The following is a 21,415-nucleotide window of genomic DNA, read 5'->3' as shown; positions in this document are numbered from 1 at the left end:
TTCAGCCTCATGGGCCGTGCAGTCAAACCGTGACCTCCACACACACGAATGACCCGGTAGAGCGAACCTCCCATGTGGACAGTCGCGGACGGCGACCGCCGCCTCTAAACCGGGATTCACGAAGGTGCGCGAGATTCACTCGGAACGGGAACAGTGCGCTGCGGAACGCAGCGTAAAACCGCTTTCAAGCGGACATTTTCGCGACGAAAGTTCACCAGGACGTGCGACAGACGGCCGGGATTAAGTGGCCGCCGGCAAGCGGACCTGCGTAAACGGTGGCACTTTCCAGATTCCCGCAGTGTGCCCCGTCCCTGTTGCTCACAAGGAGCGAATCCGTGAAACGACCGCTTGCCGCCGCGCTCGCCGCGCTGATGGCCGCCTCGTTCGCCGTGGTGATACCGACAGCGAACGCCGGTCCAGGTGACGGCACGCTGACCGTGAAGGTCGTCCGCGACGTCAACGGCAACGGCACGTACGAAGCCGCCGTGGAGCTGGGCGTGCAGGGTGCCTCGGTCCTCGTGACGGATCCCGCGGGCAAGACCGCGACCGGCACGACGGACGCGGGCGGCAACGTGACCGTCGGCCTCGGTCCGGTCAGCGGTGGCAAGTACCGCGTGCAGGTCAGCCCGCCGGCGGGCAGCTCGCTGGTGCCGGCCCCCGCGGGCACTGGCCTGGAGAGCAACACGATGTTCGTGGACGTGGCGGGCAAGAACGCCAGCGTCACCACGGCGTTGTGGAACCCGGCCGACTACTGCCAGGACAACCCGAAGCTGGTGACCGCGTGCCAGCGTGACATCACGACGTTCCAGGACAGCCCGTCGAGTCGCGACCTCGTGTCGTTCCCGTGGACCGCGCGCGGCACCCAGGCGGCCGACAACCTCGCGAACCAGGGCCAGATCGGCACGGTGTTCGGACTCGCGTACCGCAAGCAGGACAAGCGGATCTTCTCCGCCGCGTTCGCCAAGCGGCTCGCGAAGTACGGCCCCGAGGGCTCCGGCGCGATCTACGTGACCCCGGCGGGTGGCGGCGCGACGTCGTTGTTCACCAAGGTGGCGAACGCCGGCGCGACCGCGCACGCGATGAACAACAACTTCGACGGGCCGTTCTTCGCCGTGCCCGGCAAGCAGTCGCTCGGTGACATCGACATCTCCGACGACGGCACCGAGCTCTACGTCGTCAACATGAACGACAAGAAGCTCTACGTCTACGACGCCACGCAGCCGACCGCGGCCGCGGAGAAGGGCTCCTACGCCATCCCGGCGAGCGGCTGCACGAACGCGGGCGACTGGCGGCCGGGCGCGCTCGGCGTCAAGGACGGCACGGTCTGGGTCGGCGGCGTCTGCTCCGGTGAGGTCAGCAAGCAGCTCAACGACGTCAAGGCGGTCGTGTTCCCGTTCAAGGCGGGCGCGTTCGGCGCGGCGGCGGTCACCAAGGTGCTGAACTTCCCGCGTGGTGACGCGTTCAAGGGCGTCGACGAGCCGACGAACCTGTGGCACCCGTGGACCGACACGTGGGCCCCGAACTCGAAGCCGAACGAGCAGGCGGGCTTCGACCCCGGTTCGCGCAACATCACCTGGGCACAGCCGTTGCTGACCGACATCGGTGTGGAGAACAACGGCGACCTCGTGCTCGCCTTCCGCGACCGGTTCGGTGACCAGGTCGGCCAGCAGACGCCCGCTCCGGACGGCAGTGCCCAGGGCACCACGTGGAACGCAGTCATCGCGGGTGACCTGAACCGGGTCTGCAAGTCCGGCAACACCTTCAACTGGGAGGGCTCGGGCGGCTGCAAGAACAACCGCCCCGACGAGCCGCTCGGCGGTGGCGAACCTGACAACGTCATCGAGTACTACCCCGGTGAGTACTACGACTCGTACAACGAGAACAACGGCACCGGCAACGGCAACGTCCGGCACGCGGAGACCTCGCTCGGCGCGGTCGCGATCGTGCCCGGCGAGGACCGCATGCCCGCCAACGTGATGGACCCGATCCGGGTGCGTTCCGGTGGTACCGGCTGGTTCGACCGCGCCAACGGTCAGATGCAGACCCGCAACCGCGTGAACTCGTACCAGATCACCAGCGCCGACACCGAGGGCTGGGGCAAGGCGAACGGTCTCGCCGACCTGGAAGCCTTGTGCGACCTCGCACCGGTCCAGCTAGGCAACCGCGTTTGGTACGACACCGATGGCGACGGCACGCAGGACGGTGACGAGCCGGCGATCGCGGGCGTGAAGGTCACCGCGACGCCGTGTGCCGGTGGTGCTGCGCTGCCGGTGAAGACGACGAATGCCAAGGGCGAGTACTACTTCGGCGCTGCTGACGGCCTGAAGCCGGAGACCTGCTACAACCTGGCGTTCGACCTGAGCGGGGTGAACGCGGCGACGTTGCCGGGTGCTCCGAACAAGGCCGACCTGAAGTGGACCACCAAGGAGGCGGGCCCTGACCGGGTCATCGACTCCAATGTGGACGCTGAAGGCAAGACGCAGGTGACCACCGGCAAGGCGGGCACCGCCGATCACACGATCGACGCGGGCATCATCGCCAAGGTCACCAACTCCCTCGGTGACTTCGTCTGGGTCGACACCAACCGCAACGGCCTGCAGGACGACGGCGAGCCGGGCGTCCAGGGCGTGACGGTCGTGGTGAAGAAGGCCGACGGCACGCAGGTCGGTGACCCGAAGCAGACCGACGCGCAGGGCAAGTACCTGTTCGACAAGCTCGACGACGGCACCTACAAGGTGTGCTTCGACCTGTCGACGTTGCCCGCCCAGTACGCCGGATACGTGCTCGTCGGCAAGGACGCCGGTGACGACACGAAGGACTCCGACGCGGGTGCGGACGGCTGCACGCCGGAAACCACGCTCGGACCGCAGAAGCGTCAGGACCTGACGCTCGACGCGGGTATCGCGCCGCCGAACAACGTGCTCGGCGACTTCGTGTGGGCGGACAAGAACCGCAACGGTCTGCAGGACGGCGACGAGCCGGGCGTTCCCGGTGTGACCGTGTCGGTGAAGGACGGCACGGGTGCGCCGGTGGGTCAGCCGAAGCAGACGGACCCGCAGGGCAAGTACCTGTTCAACCAGCTGCCCAACGGCACGTACCAGGTGTGCTTCGACCTCTCGACCGCTCCGGCCGAGTACGCGGGCTACCTGCTGACGCGCCCGAACGCCGGTGACGACGGTAAGGACTCCGACGCCGATCTGACGTCGAAGTGCACGCACACCACGACGTTGGGTCCGGACAAGCGCGAGGACCTGACGCTGGACGCGGGCATCCGGCCGCCGAACAAGCTCGGCGACTACGTGTGGGTCGACACCAACAAGAACGGTCAGCAGGACGACGGCGAACCGCCGGTGCCCGGTGTGACCGTGAAGGTCGGTGACCTCACGACGGTCACGAACGAGCAGGGCAAGTACGTCTTCGACAAGCTCCCGGACGGCGAGTACACGGTCTGCTTCGACAAGACGAACCTGCCCGCGGGTGTCGCGGACTACATCCCGACGACGCCGAACGCCGGTTCCGACGACGCTCGTGACTCCGACGCGGCCGCCGACACGTGGTGTGCTCCGCCGACGAAGCTCGACGTCGACCGGCCGGAGGACCTGACGATCGACCTGGGTCTCATTCCGCCGGTCAACCGCCTCGGTGACTACGTGTGGATCGACGTCAACAAGGACGGTCTGCAGGACGCCACCGATGTTCCGGTCGAGGGCGTGACGGTGAAGCTCAACACCGGCGCGACCACGAAGACCGGTGCCGACGGCAAGTACCTGTTCGACAACCTGCAGGACGGGACCTACAAGGTCTGCTTCGATCTGGCGAACCTGCCTGCGGCGGTGAAGGACTACAAGGTCACCACGCAGAACGCCGGTGGCGACGACGCCGCCGACTCGGACGCGGGTGCGGACGGGTGCACGGCGGAAACCACGCTGGGCACTGGAAAGCGCGTCGACCTGACGCTCGACATGGGTCTGGTCTCGCCGCCGAACAAGCTCGGTGACCACGTCTGGGTCGACGCGAACCGCGACGGCGTCCAGCAGGACACCGAGACTCCGGTTCCGGGCGTGACGGTCAAGGTGGGCGACAAGACCACGACGACCAACGAGCAGGGCAAGTACTCGTTCGACGACCTGCCGGACGGCACCTACAAGGTGTGCTTCGACATCGCGAACATGCCGGCGCCGTACCAGTCCTATTTGGTCACTCGACCCGATGCGGGCGGGGACGACACGAAGGACTCCGACGCGGGTGCCGACGGTTGTACGCCGGAGACGTCGCTCGGCAGCGCCAAGCGTGAGGACCTGACGCTCGACCTGGGCATCAGGCCGCCGAACAAGCTCGGTGACACGGTTTGGCGTGATGACAACAAGAACGGTGTCCAGGATCCGAACGAGCCTGGCGTTCCTGGTGTCACCGTGAAGGTCGGCGACAAGACGACCACGACCAACGAGCAGGGCAAGTACGAGTTCCCGAACCTGCCGGACGGCAAGTACACGGTGTGCTTCGGCCCGATGCCCGACGCGGTGAAGGACTACGTGCCGACGACGCCGAACGCCGGTGGCGACGACACGAAGGACTCGGACGCCGACGTGGCCACGGGCTGTGCGCCCGAGGTCGAGCTCAACGTCGACAAGCCGGAGGATCCGACCATCGACCTGGGTCTGATCTCGCCGGTGAACCGCCTTGGCGACTACGTGTGGATCGACGTCAACAAGGACGGGTTGCAGGACGGGTCGGACGTCCCGGTCGAGGGCGTGACGGTGAAGCTGAACACCGGCGCCACCACCACGACCAACGCCGAGGGCAAGTACCTGTTCGACAACCTGACCGACGGCACCTACACGGTGTGCTTCGACATCGCGAACCTTCCGGCCGCGGTGAAGGACTACAAGGTCACGTCGCTGAACACCGGTGGCAACGACGCCGTCGACTCCGACGCCGACCCGGCCACGGGTTGTGTGGCGGCAACGACGTTGGGCGTTGGGAAGCGCGTCGACCTGACCCTGGACATGGGTCTGGTCTCGCCGCCGAACAAGCTCGGCGACACGGTCTGGCGTGACGACAACAAGAACGGCGTTCAGGACCAGGGCGAGCCCGGTGTCCCGGACGTGCCGGTCAAGTTGTCCGACGGCAAGACCACGACCACGGGTCCGGACGGCAAGTACGTCTTCAACGACCTGCCCGACGGCAAGTACACGGTGTGCTTCGGTCCGATGCCGGATGCGGTGAAGGACTTCGTGTTCACGACGCCGAACACCGGTGACGACGCTGCCGACTCGGACGCCGACCCGGCTTCCGGCTGCACCCCCGAGGTGGAGCTGGGTGTCGGCAAGCGCGAGAACCTGACCGTGGACGCCGGTGTTCACGCGCCGGCCAACGGTGTCGGTGACTTCGTGTGGATCGACGCCAACAAGAACGGTCTGCAGGACGAAGGCGAGAAGCCTGTCGCCGACGTTCCGGTGAAGCTCTTCGACGCTCAGGGCAAGGAGCTGGGCTCGAAGAAGACCGGTCCGGACGGGAAGTACTACTTCACCGACGGCCTGCCGGACGGCAGCTACAAGGTGTGCTTCGACATCAAGAACCTGCCTGCTGCGGTGGCGGACTACACGCTCACCAAGCAGAACGCCGGTGAAGATGCCAAGGACTCCGATGCCGACCCGACGACCGGCTGCACGTTGCCGGTGACCGTGGGCGTGGGCAAGCGCCGCGACTACACGATGGACGCGGGCTTGGTCGCACCGCCGAACCGCATCGGTGACCTGGTGTGGTCCGACACCAACCGGAACGGTGTGCAGGATCCGGGCGAGCCCGGTGTGCCTGGCGTGCCGGTGAAGCTGGTGGACTCCGACGGCAAGCCGGTCGGTGAACCGGTGAAGACCGATCCTCAGGGCAAGTACGAGTTCCCGAACATCCCGGACGGCACCTACAAGGTGTGCTTCGAGATGGGTGCTCTGCCCGGTGCCTACGCCGGATACCTCGCCACGAAGCCGAACGTCGGCTCCGACGACGCCAAGGACTCGGATGTTGATCCGGCTTCGGGGTGCACGCCGCCGGTGACGGTCGGCGTGGGCAAGCGCGACAACCCGACCCTGGACCTGGGTCTGGTGTCGCCGACCAACCGCGTTGGTGACTTCGTCTGGTACGACAACAACTCCAACGGGGTGCAGGACGCCGGCGAACCCGGTGTGCCGGATCTCCCGGTGTTCCTGCAGGACGGCACTGGAAAGCCCGTGGGTCAGACCAAGACCGACAAGGACGGCAAGTACCTGTTCACCGATCTGGTCGACGGTGAGTACAAGGTCTGCTTCAACGCCGATCCGCAGACGGGCCTGGTCGCCGGTCGCAAGCTGACCAAGGCGCACGTCGGTGACGACGGCAAGGACTCCGACGCCGACCCGGCGACCGGATGCACCCACGTCGTCAAGCTCGGCAAGGACAAGCGGGTGGACCTGACGCTCGATGCGGGTCTGCTGCCCAAGCCTGCGCTCGCCGCGACGGGCGCCGGGCTGTTGGGCTGGCTCGCCGCCGGTCTGGCACTGCTGCTCGGCGGTGCGTTCCTGCTCCTGATGGGACGCCGCCGCAGGGCCTGATCTAGATCATGAAGGGCTCTTTCGTCCACTTCAGGTGGACGAAAGAGCCCTTCATCGAGCTACGGAAGGAGATGCCGGAAAGCGGCAACCAGCAGCATGCGTTGCTGGTCGACGTCGAGGCCTTCGTCGACCTCCTCGTCGGGCAGGAACTCCTTGTTGTTGTACGGCCCGCGCGGGCCGAACGACTCGACCCGGATGGCGAGGTCCACCACGTCGGAGCTCAGCTCCACAGTGGACTGGTCGTCCGCGATCGGGTCGGTCTGCTGGAACAGCTCGTAGGAGAACCGCATCCCGATCGCGCCGTCGAACGTCGACTGTTCGGTGGGCAGCTGCAACGCCTTGAACACCGTCCGGTACAGCGCGGCGCCGGTCAGGTGCAGCGGGGTCATGACGACGTGCGTGACGCCGAGGTCGTGGCTGCGCACCGAGATCGCGACGGTCGGGCCGTCCGGTGCGGGCGGCATCGGCTGCGGGAACACGGGAAGCTCGGACTTGCGGTCCGCGCGCCAGGTCGTCACCAGGCGGTCGGCCGCGTCCACCAGGTCGATGTGCTTGCGCGGTGCGAGCAGGGGCGGCAGCGGTTCCTCGTCGAGCCGCACGATGAACAGGAACGCGCGGCGGCGGCTGATCTCCAGGTTGAACGCCGCGGTCCACTCCGTGGTGACCCAGTCGCGTTGCGGGGTGTTCGCCGACCACAGCAGCACGTAGTAGTCGGAGGTGGCCAGGGCTTCGTCGATGGCGCTGACGACGTTGGTGCCGGGCGCTATCTCGTTCTCGTCGAGATAGGCGTTGACGTTGCGTTCCTCCAGCTCGGCACGCAGCTGCTCGGCGTGCGGACGGTCCTTGCCCGCGAACGACAGGAACACCTTGGGGCGGGTTTCGAGCGGCACGCGTTCTCCGTTCTTCCTGAGTCTTCTGCGGAGCGGGCCCGCTTTGGTCTGAACACCCGCATCGCCGTGGAGCGACCAGCACGCCCAGTCGGCCGGATGCCGGTCGGCGACCTCTCTCAGCGCGTGCTGCAGGGCGCGGTCGCGGGGAAGTTTGGCGAGGTGGCGGTCGAACGCGTCGAGCACGAGCGCGGCGACCTCCTGCTCGGCCATCCAGCGGGCGGCGACGACCGCCGACGCACCCGCGGTGATCGCCGCGCGGACGAAGCCGACCTTCTCGTCACGGCCTCTGGGCTGGGCCATGCCGGACTCGCACGAGCCGAGCACGAGCGTGCCGCACGCGCTGAAGTCCATGTTCCCCAACGCTTCCGCAGAGACCCGCTCGGAGCCGAAGCGCAGCCACGACCGTTCGGGGTCTGCGCGGTTGTGGGTGCCGTGAGCGACGATCCGGATGCGTTGGTACTGGTGCGATTTGAGAGTGCGTTCGAGGTCCGCTGCTTCGGTGAACCTGTCGCCTTCGGTTCTCGGTGCCCGAAGTGCCGGGTCCGGGGTGAAGATCGCGGTGTCGTCGCCTCGCTGTCGCCGCGAACGTCTTTTGAGCTGTGGCAGTGCGGAGAGGCACGGCAGGTTGGACAGCGCGTGGGTCTGGCCGAGGTGGAGGTGGGTGCCAGGCACGGGAAGCCCGGCGAGTGGGATGTCCGCGAGCAGGTCGCCCGCCACGACCACGATCCTGGTGGCTTTGGGTGGGAGCGCCTTGATGACGTCTTCCAGTCCGATCAGCTCGGTCAGTTCGACGAGCAGCTTGCCGAGGATCGCCGGGTTGTACCTGGGTTTCCACGCCTTGAGCCGCCCGACGGCCTCGGTGAGCTCGCTGATGTGCACGTCGGTGGCGAGGTGCGCCACCCGGCGGCCGATGATCACGTGGTGCAGCTGGTCCGGGGTGGCGTGCATCATCCACACGACCTGGTCGCGTTCGAGGTGCCGGACTGTGTTGCTGAGCCAGCGTTTTGCCTTTGGCAAATCGGTGAACCGCGGCAGGTTCCGGCGTTCGTCGAGGATCGTGCCGCCACGGGCTGTTTCGAGTGCGACCACCAGTCCTGGCAACGCTTTCCTGCCGTCTTTCTGGATTCTGCGGACCGCGGCCAGCACCCGGCCGTCGTGCTCGTCCCGTGCGGCGCGCAGCATCCGGAGCTTCGTGCCCGGGGTGTCCTGCTGGTCGGCGATCTGCTCTTCCGCGCGGTGGGAGTCGTCCCAGTGCTGTACGGCCTTGTCCTCGTCGCCGGCGTCGGCGTAGGTGTCGCCGAGTTTGCGCAATGCCAACGCGTTTAGCTCGGCGTGGGCGGAACGGTTGACGGCTTCCTGGAAGTGGTGGATTGCGTCGTCGAGCTTTCCCTTGGCGTAGGCGAGTTCTGCGGCAGTCAGGTGCCACAGGGCGCTGCTTCCCTCGCCCAGCAGACCTTGCGCCCTGAGCAGTTCGTCGTCCGCGATGAGGCGGCGGACGTGGTGGAGGCGGCGTTCCGGGTCGAGAGTTTGGGTGGCGTCGGGCAGCTTCGAGAGCACCTCGGGGCCGGCGGCGGCCACCAGCAACGGGAAGAGCCTGCGGGCCGCGCCTGGTTGCCTCGTCATGACCAGCAGGACGGTCAGCTCGTAGAGGACGGCGAACCTCAGCGCCGGTTCGATCTCGAAGCTCGTGACGCAGCGGGTCATCAACGCCAGCGCGTGCTCGTAGCGGAGTTCACGTCTGAGCCTCGTCGAGTGCTGGAGGAACTCGGCCGGGGTTCTCGGCTTGAGGTCGTCGAGCTTGGACACGTGGGCGTTGCGACGCACGTCGAGCAGCAGCCGGTCGTTGCCGATGTGCTCCAGGTACTCGGTGCGGCCGGCACGGTGGAAGTGGCGTTCGGCGGCGTCCAGTTCGCTTTCCGCGGTGGGGAAGTCGTTGCGGGCCGCCGCTGCCAGCGCGGCTGTTCTCGCGAGCATGGCCTGCTGCAGTTCGGTGAGCTCCAGTTTCCTGAGGTCCCTGACGTCTCTGGAGGCCTGGGCGTGATCCGTTGCGGCGCTGTAGATCTGGGCGCGGAGGACCTTCAGCGCGGTGTCCGGCTTCCTGGCGAGGTACTCGTTGCAGCGCTGGGCGGCTTTGGCCAGTGCGCCCATGTTGAGCAGACTGGCGCAGTGGTCGTGCCCGACGATCAGGCTGATCTTCGCGGCCTGCTGGTAGGCGAGGTCGACGCCGTGCACGTCGCCGCGGCGTGCGGCGGCCTGTGCGTTCAGGATCGCGTTCGCGAGGGGCGTGCCCGGCTCGAGTCGCATCAGTCCCCGCAGCCGTTCGCGTCGTCGTTCTCCGGGCAGATCAGCACGATCCGCGCGGCCGGGCTCCTGGGACTCGCGGGGCTGGTCGTGTTCGTCGTCGACGGCTGCAGCGTGATCACGATGTGGAGGCCGGTGGACGTGCCGGTCCTGGGTCCCGTGTCGACGCGCAACCACTCGGCGTTGCGGTGCACCTGGACATCGGCGGGGACGGTTTGCGAGTTCTCCTTGGTGACTTCGCGAACCGTGACGGTGATGTCCTGCTGCAGTGCGTCGGCGGCGAGCGGACCGTCCTTTGTGGGCAGTGTCGCAGCGAAGCTCTCGTTGACGTAGAAGACGGTGTTGGGGGAGTTGAGGAGCTCGCCCATCTCCTGCTTCTGGGTGTTGACGCGGTGCAGTGGCGACCTGTCGACGTGGATCGCCTTGCCGTCGGTGATGCGCATGGTGGCGGCCGGGTCGCCGTTGAGGGCTTCGAGGACCCTGGTGGACCACTGGTGTCCTGACGGGGCGAGGAAGATGTCCTGCTTGCCGATCATGGCGCCGACGTCGCCGAACCGGACGGCGTTGAGGAGTCCGTCGGTCTCGCCGGGTTTGGCCAGGACGTCGGCGATGTCGCGCAGCATGGCCGCGCCTTCGGTCGCGCCGTTGTGGCCCAGCAGGGGATCGCCGGTGGGGACGGTGATCCTGTTCTCGTCCAGGTAGAGCGGTGCCCGGTGCCCGTCCGGGGTGTGGACCTCGTATTTCGAGCCGGTCGGCTGGGTGTCGCTGAATGCCGCTGTGGGTGGGCCGTCTGTGTGCTTGGTCAGCGTCATGAACTCGCCGGAGGGCGGGCCGCGCGGACCGAGGTTGCCGAGCACGTGGGTCGTGACGCCCTGCTCGTTCGGCACGCCGGCGCGGACCGTGAAGCCTTCTGCCGGGCCGTCCGCGGTGACGGTGAGCCACGGGTCGTCCTTGCCTCCGACACGGTGCTTCAGCTGGCCGTTGACGTTCTGGCTGTAGAAGACGTCGTCGAGGTTCTTGCCGCGCTGGATCGACTGCAGCGCTTTGGTCATCCGGTGGACCGCTCCCTTGGCCCAGCTGAGCGAGGTTCTCGATCCGATCTTCTCCGCGACGAGGGTGCCGAAGTGGTTGCCCTGGTAGTCGATCCGGTAGTCGATCCTCTGGTTCTCCGCTTTGAGGGAGGTGGCGAGCTGGCGCACCTGGGTCGTCGGTTGCATGACCTTCAGCTCGCCCAACGGGATTACGTCGCGGCCGGTGGCGGTGGTGCGGACCTCGGCGGTTCCGTTGGTGTTGCTGAGGGCGCGTTCGGTGCGGTCGACGATCTTGCGCTCGCGTTGCGGGGTCAGCTCGACCGTGACGTCGGTGATCTTGTCGCTGGTCGAGCTCGTGTCCTTCGGGCCGGCTCTTTTGAGTGGTGTGGGCAGGTCGGGGTTGAAGCCCGTGCCGACGCGGGCGATCCCGTCGCCGAGCGAGACGCCGCCGCGGACGCGGTTGAAGCCGCAGTTCTTGAAGGCGCTGGACGGTTTGGTGAGCACCGACTCCCGCTCCGCCGACGGAGGCTCGACCGGGCGGATGTCGCTGCGTTCCTTGAGGTCGTCGCGGCTCTGGAACCAGCTCGCGAACTTCAGGTCGTTGCGCGGTTCGACCTCGGGCAGTTTCTTCTTCTTGCTGTTCAACCATTCCAGCGCGCCACTCCAGCGCATGATCTGGTCGAGCCTCGCGTACTGGGCCTCGTAGTCGGCGACCGCCCGGTAGTGCTCGTCCCACCACTGCAGGCCGCGGCCGAACCCGTAGGACGGCTCCACCTCACCGGTTTCGCCGTCCGACCGGGAGAACAGCCGCGTGGACTGGGCGCCCATCAGGGCCTTGTCGTCGGTGAAGGAGAAGGCCTTGTCGTTCTGCCCGAACCAGAGCCTTCCGCTTTCGGCGCTCGGCGTGGTGGCGCAGTGGCCTGGTGGGGTTTCCGCCTTGCTGTCCGGCACGAACCCGCTGATCGTGGGCACGCCGTCGCCGACGCCGTCGACCCACTGCTTCGCGATCAGGTCGGTGTAGAAGAGGGTCATGCCGACTTCGGTGCCGGCGATGCCGCCCTCGTAGCGAGCCTCGTTGTAGAGCGGGTGGCCCTGCAGGACGTTCAGCATCGACCACAGATCGGTGCGGTCGGTGGGCAGGCCTGCCGCTTCCAGCTCGTCCGGGGTCACCCACTCGAACACGCCCGCCTGGATCAGCATCGGATCGATCTCTCCGGCGAGGAGCTCGTCGACGGTCAGCGGGTCGACGTTCTTCAGCACCGCTCTGACGTCTTGCTCGGTCGGCGTCTCGTCCGGCGGGTCGAGCGAGAACGCCGGCTGTTCGTCCTTGCTGTAGGCGCGTTGCAGCACCGAGACGTCTTCCGCGGTGATGTCCGGGCCTGGCCAGTTCCAGCCGCCCGCCCAGACCTCGTCGTCGCGAATCTCCAGTGTGGACAGGTGTTTCGCCGTGGCGAGGAATTTGTCGAGCTCGTCCTGGGTGGTGATTTTGCTGCTCATGTAACCGTTCTGAGCGCGGAAGTCGTTGGCGCCCTTCGCGTCTTCGTCGGTGATGTCGACCGTCTGGCCGTTGACCTCGTACCGGTGGATCTGCACTCGTTCTGGGTCGTTGCCCGTGTCGGTGCGGTGCTGGTCCAGCAGGAGGCCGGCGGTTGTTCTGTCGTCTTCTGGAACGAGAAGGTGCAGCGTGTCGCCGTTCGGGAGCGCCCGGCCCGGCCCGGTCGACTGCCGGGCGAGGTCCGCGAACCCCTTGTCCCTGATGGGAAACGCGTCGTAGAGGGCATCGCGCAACCGTGCGGTGTCCATCCCGAGGTGCGAGGCGAGCCCGATGCGCGCCCAGTCCCTGATCTGGTCGGCCCGCTCGACGGCGTCCTCGCTCAGCGCGTTCGCCGCAGCCGCGAAGCTGATGGTCGTGCCTGGCTGTCCTTGTGCGTCAGCCTCATCAGGCAGAAGCACAACCACGATGCCCGCAGCCGCAACAAGCACGACGGCGGCCAACGCGATGAGAAGCGTTCGTTGGCGCATGGACGTTCCTCCGTGCGTCGCAGATTAACGATCCAGACGGCCGCCAGATCGTTTGTCAACTTTCTGTCCACGAACTGCCCAAACGATCTTGTCGGTGCCCGCCGCCACACTGGAACCCACCACCCGAACCGAGGAGGATCCCGTGTGCTGGGACTGCGACCACCCCGCAAGCCGCATGGACGAACACCTGGCGGTCTTGCAGCGCTGCATCGACGCCCGAGGCTGGGCAGTGCAGGCGATCGAACGAGACCGAGCCCACCCGCCCTGGGCCTACACCGTCGGCCTGACCCTGCGCGGCCTGCCCGAGCTCGTGGTGACCGGCATGCCCCTGCTGGAAGCCGGCCGCCTGCTGGACGACACGGCCGAACACCTGGCCCACACCTGCGTACCTTCGCCCGGTCAACGCTTCTGCCTGCCCGGCGGACCGTTGCTGGAGGTGGTGAAGGTGGAACGGCCGTGGGCCCACCTGCTGGTGTCCGCGCGGTTGTTCGGTGAGGGCATTCAGGCTCTGCAGCTCGTGCACGCCGATGATGCGGGGCGCTGGCCTTGGGAGCGCGACTTCGACGGGGTGCGGGGTGGGCAGCCCGTGTTGGGGGTGAGAGCGAGCCCGCCGAGCGGCTGAGGCTCGGTGGGCTGGCTGGTGTTCGCTGGTTCGTGGGCGGCTGGTGGCGGGACCTCGGCATGCTGAGGTGAACGCTCGGCAGGACGCCTCGCGGCACTGGTCCGCAGAGCACACGTGGACGGCACCGCAGTGCGCCCCGATCGACTGGCATGCCGGCTACGGCTGGCGCCCGTTGTGCCGCCGTCTGGCTGTGAATTCGCGCAGCAACGTTTCGGGCTACGCCACTAGCCGACTGACCGCGTGATCCGTTCCCCGAGCCCGCGCAGGTGCTCCACCAACGCCGGCGGCTCGTGCACGGTGAACTCGCACCCGAGCAAGGTGAGCCGGAACGCCAGGTACTCGATGGTGTCCTCGGTGCTGTGCCAGGAACACGACCCGGCGTCGACGGCCTCCAGGTCCCCGGCGAAGTCCGCCAGCCGAGCCCGCGCCACCTCCACCGGCAGCTGCAACGTGGCCCGAGCCCGGTAGGTGGGCGCCGAGTCGTACATCTTCTGCTTCACGTACTCCGCCGCATCCCCGCCCGGCGGTACCCGAGGCGCGAACCGGGCACCTGTGGCGAGCGCGTCCGAGATCCGGTCCAGCCGGAAGATCCGCCAGTCGTTCCGCTCAAGATCGAACGCGAGGAGGTACCAGCGCCGGCCCAGCGCGACCAACTGAACAGGCTCGACGTGCCGCCGCGAGACCGCGGCCTCGTTCGTCACGTAGGCGAACCGCACCCGCTCGCACCCGACAGCCGCCCCGGCGATCACGGTGAGCTGAACCGGGTCGACCAGCGTGGCGAACGAGTCGGCGGAAGACGACGTCGCCCCGGTCAGCGACGACACCCGCCGAGCCAGCCGAGGCGGCAACACCTGCTGCAGCTTCGCCAACGCCCGCAAGGAGGCCTCGGCGATGCCCGCGACCGGCTGCCGGGCCGCGGTGCGCAAGCCGACCGCGATGGCCACGGCCTCCTCGTCGTCGAGCAGCAGTGGCGGCATCGCCTTGCCCGCGACCAGCCGGTACCCGCCGAGCACGCCCATCGTGGCCTCGACGGGATACCCGAGGTCGCGCAGCCTGTCGATGTCACGGCGCACCGTTCGTGGCGTCACTTCGAGCCGGGCCGCCAGTTCGCTGCCGGGCCACTCACGCGGGGTCTGCAGCAAGGACAGCAAGCGCAACAACCGGGCCGCATCGCTCATGCTGAAAACCTAGTCCAGAACTAGGACCGAAATCGTCCTATATGCGAAATACGGTGGTCCCAACGAACCGAACGAGGGGAACCGGGATGAACGTCGTGCCCGAGGGCTACCACACCGTCACACCGTGGCTGATCACCAACGGCCACACAGCCGAGCTGATCGACTTCATCATCGAGGTCTTCGACGCCACCGAGATCGGCCGCGTCGGCGAACCGCCGGAGATCGGGCACGCCGAGGTACGCATCGGCGACTCGGTGGTCATGCTCTTCGACAAGCCGAACTGGCCGAAGACCCCGGGCTTCCTCCGCCTCTACGTCGCGGACGACGCCGAGATCCACCGCAGGGCCACCGCACGCGGCGCCAAGACCATCACCGAGCCCACCGAGCTCTTCTGGGGCGACCGGGTCAGCCGGTTCGAGGACCCGTTCGGCAACCTGTGGTGGATCCACCAGCGCGTGGCCGAGCCGACCGACGAGGAGCTGAACGCCAGGATGGAAGACCCGGCGTTCGCCAAGGCCATGGACTACGTGACGAGCACGGACTTCACGCCGGCCCGGTGACCCGCTCGCGCTCGGCAGCGGTCAGCGTGGGCTCCGGCGACACCTCGCGCCGGGGTCCGCGCATGGTCGCCCACACCACCTTGGGGCTGACCAGGTTCGCCATCGGCGCGGACAGCGTGAACGCGTCCAGGAACGCCCGAGTCACCGCGGCCTCCGTGGTCGCCGTGCGCACCAAACGGTCCACATAGCGCTGCAGCACCCGCCCGGTCAGCGGCAACGGCTTCCCGACCGCGTCCGGATAGAGGATGTCCTGGTTGGTGGCCATCGCCCAGGCACCGTCCACGACCTTGCCGATGCTGCGCTGAATCCGCCCAACGGGCAGCCCGGCCGCAAGTCCCGCGTCCAACGCCACCGCGCTCTGCGCCGCGATCGACATCCCGTGCCCGTAAACAGGGTTGTAGGTGGCGACCGAGTCACCCAGCGCCAGCAACCCAGCAGGCCACGACTTCATGCGCTCGAAGAACATCCGCCGGTTCGCGGTGCTGTGCGACCCGTACACGGGCGTCAACGGCTCGGCCGAAGCGATCAGCTCACCCACGACGGGATTGCGCACCGACCGGGCAAAGGCGACGAACTCGGACTCGTCGGTGGAAGGCTCCCCACCGCGAGTACCGGACAGCGTCACCAGCCACCGACCGTCCTCGATGGGCAGCAGGGTCGCCGTGCACCCTGGATGCGGATCCCGCGGATTGGCCTGCACGTTGACGATCGGGAAATCCGAAGCAGCAGACTCGGGGGCACGGAAGATCCGCGTGGCATAAGCAAGTCCGGAATCGACGCTCTCGGAGTGCACCGAGGGCAGCCCGAAGTCGGCCAACCACGAAGGCAACCGAGAGCCCCGCCCGGTCGCGTCGATGACGAGATCGCCCTCCAGCGAGATCTGCTCGCGCGAGATCCGGTCCTCGACCAGAACCCCGGTGACAGCGGCACGATCACCGAGCAACGACACCGGCTCGGTCCCGGTCAGCACCGAGATCTTGTTGTCCCGCAACGCTTGTGAACGAACGACCCAGTCCAGCAGTCCACGACTGCACGAGACGATGAACTGCATCTCGGGGAACCGCGGCACCCAACCCTGAGCGCTCAGCGACACCAGGTCGTTCGGCACCCCGATCCGATGCGCGCCCGCTGCCACCAGGGCGTCCATCGTCCCCGGCAGCAACGACTCGATCGCCCGTGCGCCACCGGACATCAGCAGGTGCGCGTGCCGCGCCTGCGGCACGCCGGAACGCGGCTCGGGCCCGTCCGGCAGCTTGTCCCGCTCCACCACGGTGACCTCGTCGAAGTGTCTGACGAGGACGGACGCCGCGAGCATGCCCGCGAGCCCTCCGCCGAGAACAACGGCGTGTGTGGGTGCCATCTACTCTTTTCCCCCTGCTGCTTGCACGCGCACGGTGTCGGCGATGGCGGCGTCGACGATCGGCGAGTGCTGGAACGCGCGCGAGATCCGCACCCACCTGTCGTGCTCGGTGGCGAGGTCGGTGCCGTCGACGATCTCCGAGATGGGCCGGCGCTTGGCCGGCTGGCGTCGGCCGGACGAACCGGCGGCCCGCAGCTGAGCGGCCTCCACGACGGCGGCGACCTCGTCCTTGGACAGCGAAGCCTGGTGCGCGAGAGAAGTCGCGGTCTCACCGACGGACAGGTCGAAGTACGGCGTGAGCGCCCAGCGCCAGTCGTTGAGCTCGATGATCTGCCGGCGGACCCGGTGGTGCGGGTTGAGGAACTTGCCCGGCGCCACCAGCACGATGCCGGGGTTCACGTGCACCAGTGCGCGGTGCAGCGGCCGCAACGCGAAGTACGTCCGCCAGCGCCGCAGCCACAACGAGGGCGACGGGCGGCGCGGGCCGAAGACCGGCAGCGCCATCGCGATCACCAGCGGGAAGATCGACAGGGACGCCATCAGCGGTGCGGTCAGGCTCAGCACGTCGAAGCTGCGCTCACCGAACCAGTCCATCAGCAGCACGAAGAGCTTGATGACGGCGAACGCCACGGGGAACAGTCCGGCGGCGCAGTACCAGCGCAGGCCGCGGGCGAGCCACGGCCGCGCGGAGATCGCCTCGTCCCGCGCGCCCTGCCAGCAGTGGTAGGCCTGACCACCACAGCCGATGCCGGTCGCCACGAGGTAGATGAACAGGAAGACCGCCACCGTGGGCTGGGTGGCGTAGAACGTGTCGAAGTCGACCTGGCGCTCTTCCTCGACCTCGGACTTGAAGAACAGCACGATCATCGCCGCGACGATCGAGCCGTAGCTCACGAGGATGAGCCGAACCCGTTGCCACGCCTGGGCTGCCGGGTAGCGCCAGTACAGCACCAACGCGAAGGCGGCACCGGCGAAGCACACCACGAGGGCGTAGACGAGCAGCGCGGCGAAGTTCGGCACGCCGCTGACCCAGTTGATCCACGTGATGTTCGCGGGCGCGGCGAAGAGAACCGCGAACGCCGAGAAGAACACGGTCGAGATCAACGCCACGACCCGCGGGCTGCCCCAGCTCGACCGCAGCGCACGGATCTTGTACGCGAGGAGGAGCAGGCCGACGATGCCGCACGAGAGGTAGATCAGGTTAAAGATCGCCACGACGCACCCAGCGAGATCTTCCTTCGAGAGACTCGGCGACCCGCCGCACGTGCGGCGCCGCCTCCGTGGCGGCAGTGTCGGCCCACACGCGGTGTTCCGTCAAACGCTCCAGCAGGTGGTCGGCGAGGTTCTCGGCCTCGCGCTCCTCGTCCTCGGTCAGCGTCGTCCGGCCGGCGATGATCTGCGCCATCCGCGGCAGCAGGTGCGGCGCCAGCTTGCGCATGCCCTCGCTGCGGCTCAGCGCCACGGGCTGGTGCTCCAGCAACACGTGCGCGAACTCGTGCAGCAGCACGTGCAGGCGGTGGTACCAGGACGGGGAGTCCGCGCAGATGACGAGATACGTGCCGTTCTCGAGCAACGCGGTCGCACCGCTCAGGCAGACCGCGTTCGTGATGGCGGCGAAGCGGACGTCGACGGGACGCCCCAGCCGTTCGCTCATCAGCTCGCAGACCTGGCGGCTCGCGTCCCGATGCGTGGCGTCGGGCGGCAGGTCGAGGTCACGGGCGACCTCGTCGACCAGCTTGCGCAGTTTCCTGCGGTTCACCCGTCGCCTCCTCTCGGTGTCTTCTGCCGCGGTCCAGACAGCGATCTTCACGCCATCTGGTCCGGAGGTGTTCGGCGGCCCTTCATCGGGAACGTCCAGCCCTCACCGACCTCCAGCGCCTGCCGGAACCCTTCTACCGCAGCAGCCCTGGCCTGCGGGGAGAGTTGGCCCGTACGTTCGGCCAGACGGGTGACGAACTCGACCACGCCGAGCTCGCGCAGGGCCAGGAAGTCGGTCAGCTCCGAGTCGACCCGTGCCGCGAGGTCGTCGTCGAAGAAGTACGCGGGGTCGGCGCCGAAGTGGTCGGCCAGCCCGAGGATGTGCTTGAGCCGCGGGTTGTCGCTGGTGTTGCTCAGCAGTTCGCGGATGTAGCTGGCGGAGATGCTGCCGAACTGCCCGGACGAGCTGATCGCGGCGGCGACCTCCTCCGGCGACCACGGCCCGCGGTCCGGCGGGTGCACGGCCTCGAAGAGCGTGCTCAGCGCGTTGTCCCGCCACCCGGCCTGCTCACCGGGGTGCAGCTCGGCGCGGCCACCCAGGAACACGGCGGGGTGCACGCCTAAAGCGCCGGCGAGGTCGACGATGGCCTGGCAGGTCGGGTTGTCCTTGACGCCGAGCCGCAGCTGCGAGATGTAGCCGTGCCCGATGTCGCCACCCCGTGCCTTGACCGCGGCGGCAAGCGCTACGTTGGTCACCTTGCCTCGGCCGTTGGGCGGGTTGTTGCACAACTCGTTGAGCACCTCGGCGAACGGCCTCACGCCACACCTCCGCTGGAGCGACCCCTGGCCAGCGATCATTCCACTGTTGTGGAACCCGCGGATCATATGGCATCACAGGGGTTGAATCCACCAGACCGTAGTCCTATGATCACACTCCGCCGCTTGCACTGCTGTGTCGAGTTTGATCCGAACGACGTCACTTCAGTTGAAAGGGGCAGCTCGGGCCAGTCAGAGCTGAAGTCTGGGGGGACTCATGACGACTGCGCGGATGGGGCTTCAGGTGAACCATGATGCTCTTCGCCTGCACGACGAGAGCGCTCCCTCACGCTGTGGTTCGTGCGCGCAACCGGTCGGCGCGTGGGCCACGGACCGCCTGACCGGCCTGCTGGGCCGCTGGGGCTGGGACGACCAGGCACCCGCGGTGTACCGCCGCGCCCAGCGCCGGTGGGAACAGGTCGCGCTGCTCATGATCGACCTCGACCGCTTCAAGAAGATCAACGACGAATACGGTCACCCCGCCGGCGACGTCGTGCTGACCGACGTGTCCAAAGTGCTCGTGACCCACACACGCTCGTCCGACCTCGTCTGCCGGTACGGCGGCGATGAGTTCCTCGTGCTGCTGCCCCGAACCACAGCAGGAGAAGCGGCCGTCGTAGCCGAACGCATGCTGCGCGGCATCCGGTCGTTGCAAACCGAGGTCACCACGAACGACGGCTACGGCCTCACCCTCTACGACCAGACCGCGTCCATCGGCGTCGCCTCCCACGTCCCGGGCACCGAGAACACGCTGATCGACCTGGTCCGCGACACCGACGCGGCCCTGCAACGGGCGAAGCGCAACGGCCGCGCCCGCGTCCGGGTGCACGACCCGAGCGCCTTCGCGGCGGAGCGGAAGACCGACACCTCGGCGCTGCACCACCTGATCACGTTGCAGGACCTCATGAGCCACGAGCAGCTGCCGCACGTCCTGGTCGCGTTGTCCGAGGGTGCCAAGGCGCTCGAAGAGCTGGTCTCCACGTTGGGCCCGAAGGTGCACCGGACCTTGGAACGGTTGCAGGAGAACGGGTTCGTGCTTCGGCGTGCAGCCCGCTACGAGCTCACCGCTGCTGCTCGCGAGTGGATCACGGACGTGCTGCCCGCGGTCGCGGCCTGGACGAACCGCCACCACGGCCTGGTCCACTAGTCACCCGATCGCTCTGTATCAGGAGCGACCCCGCCTTCCTCACACTGATGTTGCGGCATCACAGGGGGAGGCGACCGTGAGCGTGCGGATCGTGCTGGACGGGCCGAGCCCGGACATGGGCAGACGGATGCGCCGAGCCGTGGCCGTCGCAGCCGCGGTGCCGTTGATCCTCGTCGGCGTGGTGGGCCTGATCGGACTCGTCTACCTGGTCGCGATGCAGGTGACCGACTCCGTCGACTCCTCGGACCGGACCAAGGTCGCCCTCTACACGGCTTGGTGCGTGGTCGCCGCGTTCGCGGGACTCTTGATCGGACTCCAGCTGCTGCGCGGACGGCGCCAGCTCGTGTTGTTCTTGCGGCGCTTCGGTTACGCCGACGCGACGCGAGCGCTGAGCTTTGCCGCCACGAACGCGATCGGTGGCTCGTGGCGGCTGGTGACGCTCGACGACGACATGGTGAAGGGCGTCGGCGGGTCGGCCGCGCCGCGCAAGGCTTCGGGTGCGGGCACATTCGTGCTGCTTGCCGCGGTCGGTGTGTTCGTGTGGTGGTTCTACCAGTTCGGTGCGGACATCGTGATCAACGACTTCGTCAGCAGCGCAACGGTTTCGGGCGGTAGCGGCGGTGACGGCCTGGACGGCATCGGCAAGGCGCTCGGGGCCGCGTTCGCCCTCGGGATCATCATCTTCATCCTGATGTGGTTGCTGATCGCACTGGTCGGAGTTTCCGTGCCACTGCTGCTCTTCAGCTACTTCAAGGCGCGCCGGGCCGAACGGGCGCTGACCGCGCGCATCCGGTCGCAGCGCGAGGTCCCCACCAGGGTGGCCAAGATGGCCAAGAACAGCAGCAAGATCCTGTCGCCGCGCCTCACCGTCGTCACCGTGGCGCACGACTCGTGGCAGCAGGCCGTGATCGCCTTCGCGCACGCTTCCGGTGTGGTGATCATCGATGTGTCGATCCCGTCCGAGAACTTGAGCTGGGAGATCAACACCCTGCTGCCGACCCTGGGGCACAGGTGCGTGCTGGTCGGCCGGTTGGACGTGCTGACCAGGACGTTGCCCGACGGGCGGACGGTGGTGGACGGTCAGCTCGCGCGTGACATCGGCGGCCACGAGATCCTCGCTTACCGGCCGGATCCGCGAGGGCTGCGGCGGTTTGCCAAAGCGTTGCGCGGAACCATCGAATCCCGGGTCCGGTCCAGGTAGCT

12 protein-coding genes are annotated in these 21,415 nt (G+C 67.7%); 5 read left to right on the top strand and 7 right to left on the bottom strand.

The genetic code is table 11. From position 1 onward, the window contains the following. The first annotated feature begins 335 nt into the window (after positions 1-335). The gene (locus tag LFM09_RS03700; protein WP_414094809.1) at positions 336-6,587 is read left to right on the top strand and encodes an SdrD B-like domain-containing protein; all 6,252 of its coding nucleotides are present in this window, start codon (positions 336-338) and stop codon (positions 6,585-6,587) included. A gap of 59 nt (positions 6,588-6,646) precedes the next feature. Here LFM09_RS03700 and LFM09_RS03695 read toward each other — a convergent pair whose 3' ends face one another. After that, entirely contained in the window at positions 6,647-9,781 is a 3,135-nt protein-coding gene (locus LFM09_RS03695) for a TIR domain-containing protein (RefSeq protein WP_414094808.1), read from the bottom strand. Beyond that, positions 9,781-12,831: a hypothetical protein gene (locus LFM09_RS03690; protein ID WP_414094807.1), complete on the bottom strand. Its 3,051-nt coding sequence runs from the start codon at positions 12,829-12,831 to the stop codon at positions 9,781-9,783. Before LFM09_RS03690 ends, LFM09_RS03695 begins: the two co-directional genes overlap by 1 nt. Before the next feature lie 94 nt (positions 12,832-12,925). Between LFM09_RS03690 and LFM09_RS03685 the strand changes: the two genes are divergently transcribed. Further along, positions 12,926-13,453: a DUF4262 domain-containing protein gene (locus LFM09_RS03685; RefSeq protein ID WP_414094806.1), complete on the top strand. Its 528-nt coding sequence runs from the start codon at positions 12,926-12,928 to the stop codon at positions 13,451-13,453. A gap of 224 nt (positions 13,454-13,677) precedes the next feature. On the opposite strand, the gene LFM09_RS03680 is transcribed toward LFM09_RS03685, so the two are convergent. Further along, positions 13,678-14,631 (bottom strand): helix-turn-helix transcriptional regulator, encoded by a 954-nt coding sequence (locus LFM09_RS03680; protein ID WP_414094805.1) that lies wholly within the window; start codon positions 14,629-14,631, stop codon positions 13,678-13,680. 86 nt (positions 14,632-14,717) lie between these two features. Here LFM09_RS03680 and LFM09_RS03675 point away from each other — a divergent pair, with 86 nt between their 5' ends. Then, a complete protein-coding gene (locus LFM09_RS03675; protein ID WP_414094804.1) occupies positions 14,718-15,191 on the top strand; it encodes a VOC family protein in 474 nt (157 codons plus the stop codon). Here the strand turns inward: LFM09_RS03675 and LFM09_RS03670 are convergent. From LFM09_RS03670 to LFM09_RS03655, 4 genes are read right to left on the bottom strand one after another with little or no spacing between them, the layout of a single operon-like run. Then, positions 15,175-16,551 (bottom strand): NAD(P)/FAD-dependent oxidoreductase, encoded by a 1,377-nt coding sequence (locus LFM09_RS03670; RefSeq protein ID WP_414094803.1) that lies wholly within the window; start codon positions 16,549-16,551, stop codon positions 15,175-15,177. The genes LFM09_RS03675 and LFM09_RS03670 overlap by 17 nt on opposite strands. Beyond that, a complete protein-coding gene (locus LFM09_RS03665; RefSeq protein WP_414094802.1) occupies positions 16,552-17,766 on the bottom strand; it encodes an MAB_1171c family putative transporter in 1,215 nt (404 codons plus the stop codon). Further along, positions 17,753-18,310: a hypothetical protein gene (locus LFM09_RS03660; RefSeq protein ID WP_414094801.1), complete on the bottom strand. Its 558-nt coding sequence runs from the start codon at positions 18,308-18,310 to the stop codon at positions 17,753-17,755. Before LFM09_RS03660 ends, LFM09_RS03665 begins: the two co-directional genes overlap by 14 nt. Before the next feature lie 47 nt (positions 18,311-18,357). Next, positions 18,358-19,068 (bottom strand): hypothetical protein, encoded by a 711-nt coding sequence (locus LFM09_RS03655; protein WP_414094800.1) that lies wholly within the window; start codon positions 19,066-19,068, stop codon positions 18,358-18,360. 214 nt (positions 19,069-19,282) lie between these two features. Between LFM09_RS03655 and LFM09_RS03650 the strand changes: the two genes are divergently transcribed. Both LFM09_RS03650 and LFM09_RS03645 read left to right on the top strand, forming a co-directional pair. Next, positions 19,283-20,212 (top strand): diguanylate cyclase, encoded by a 930-nt coding sequence (locus LFM09_RS03650; RefSeq protein WP_414094799.1) that lies wholly within the window; start codon positions 19,283-19,285, stop codon positions 20,210-20,212. 76 nt (positions 20,213-20,288) lie between these two features. Next, positions 20,289-21,413: a hypothetical protein gene (locus tag LFM09_RS03645; protein WP_414094798.1), complete on the top strand. Its 1,125-nt coding sequence runs from the start codon at positions 20,289-20,291 to the stop codon at positions 21,411-21,413. Positions 21,414-21,415 lie beyond the last annotated feature (2 nt).

This window comes from Lentzea alba, assembly GCF_047445655.1.
In the GTDB taxonomy this organism is placed as follows: domain Bacteria; phylum Actinomycetota; class Actinomycetes; order Mycobacteriales; family Pseudonocardiaceae; genus Lentzea; species Lentzea alba_A.
This window is presented reverse-complemented; position numbering and strand designations above follow the sequence as displayed.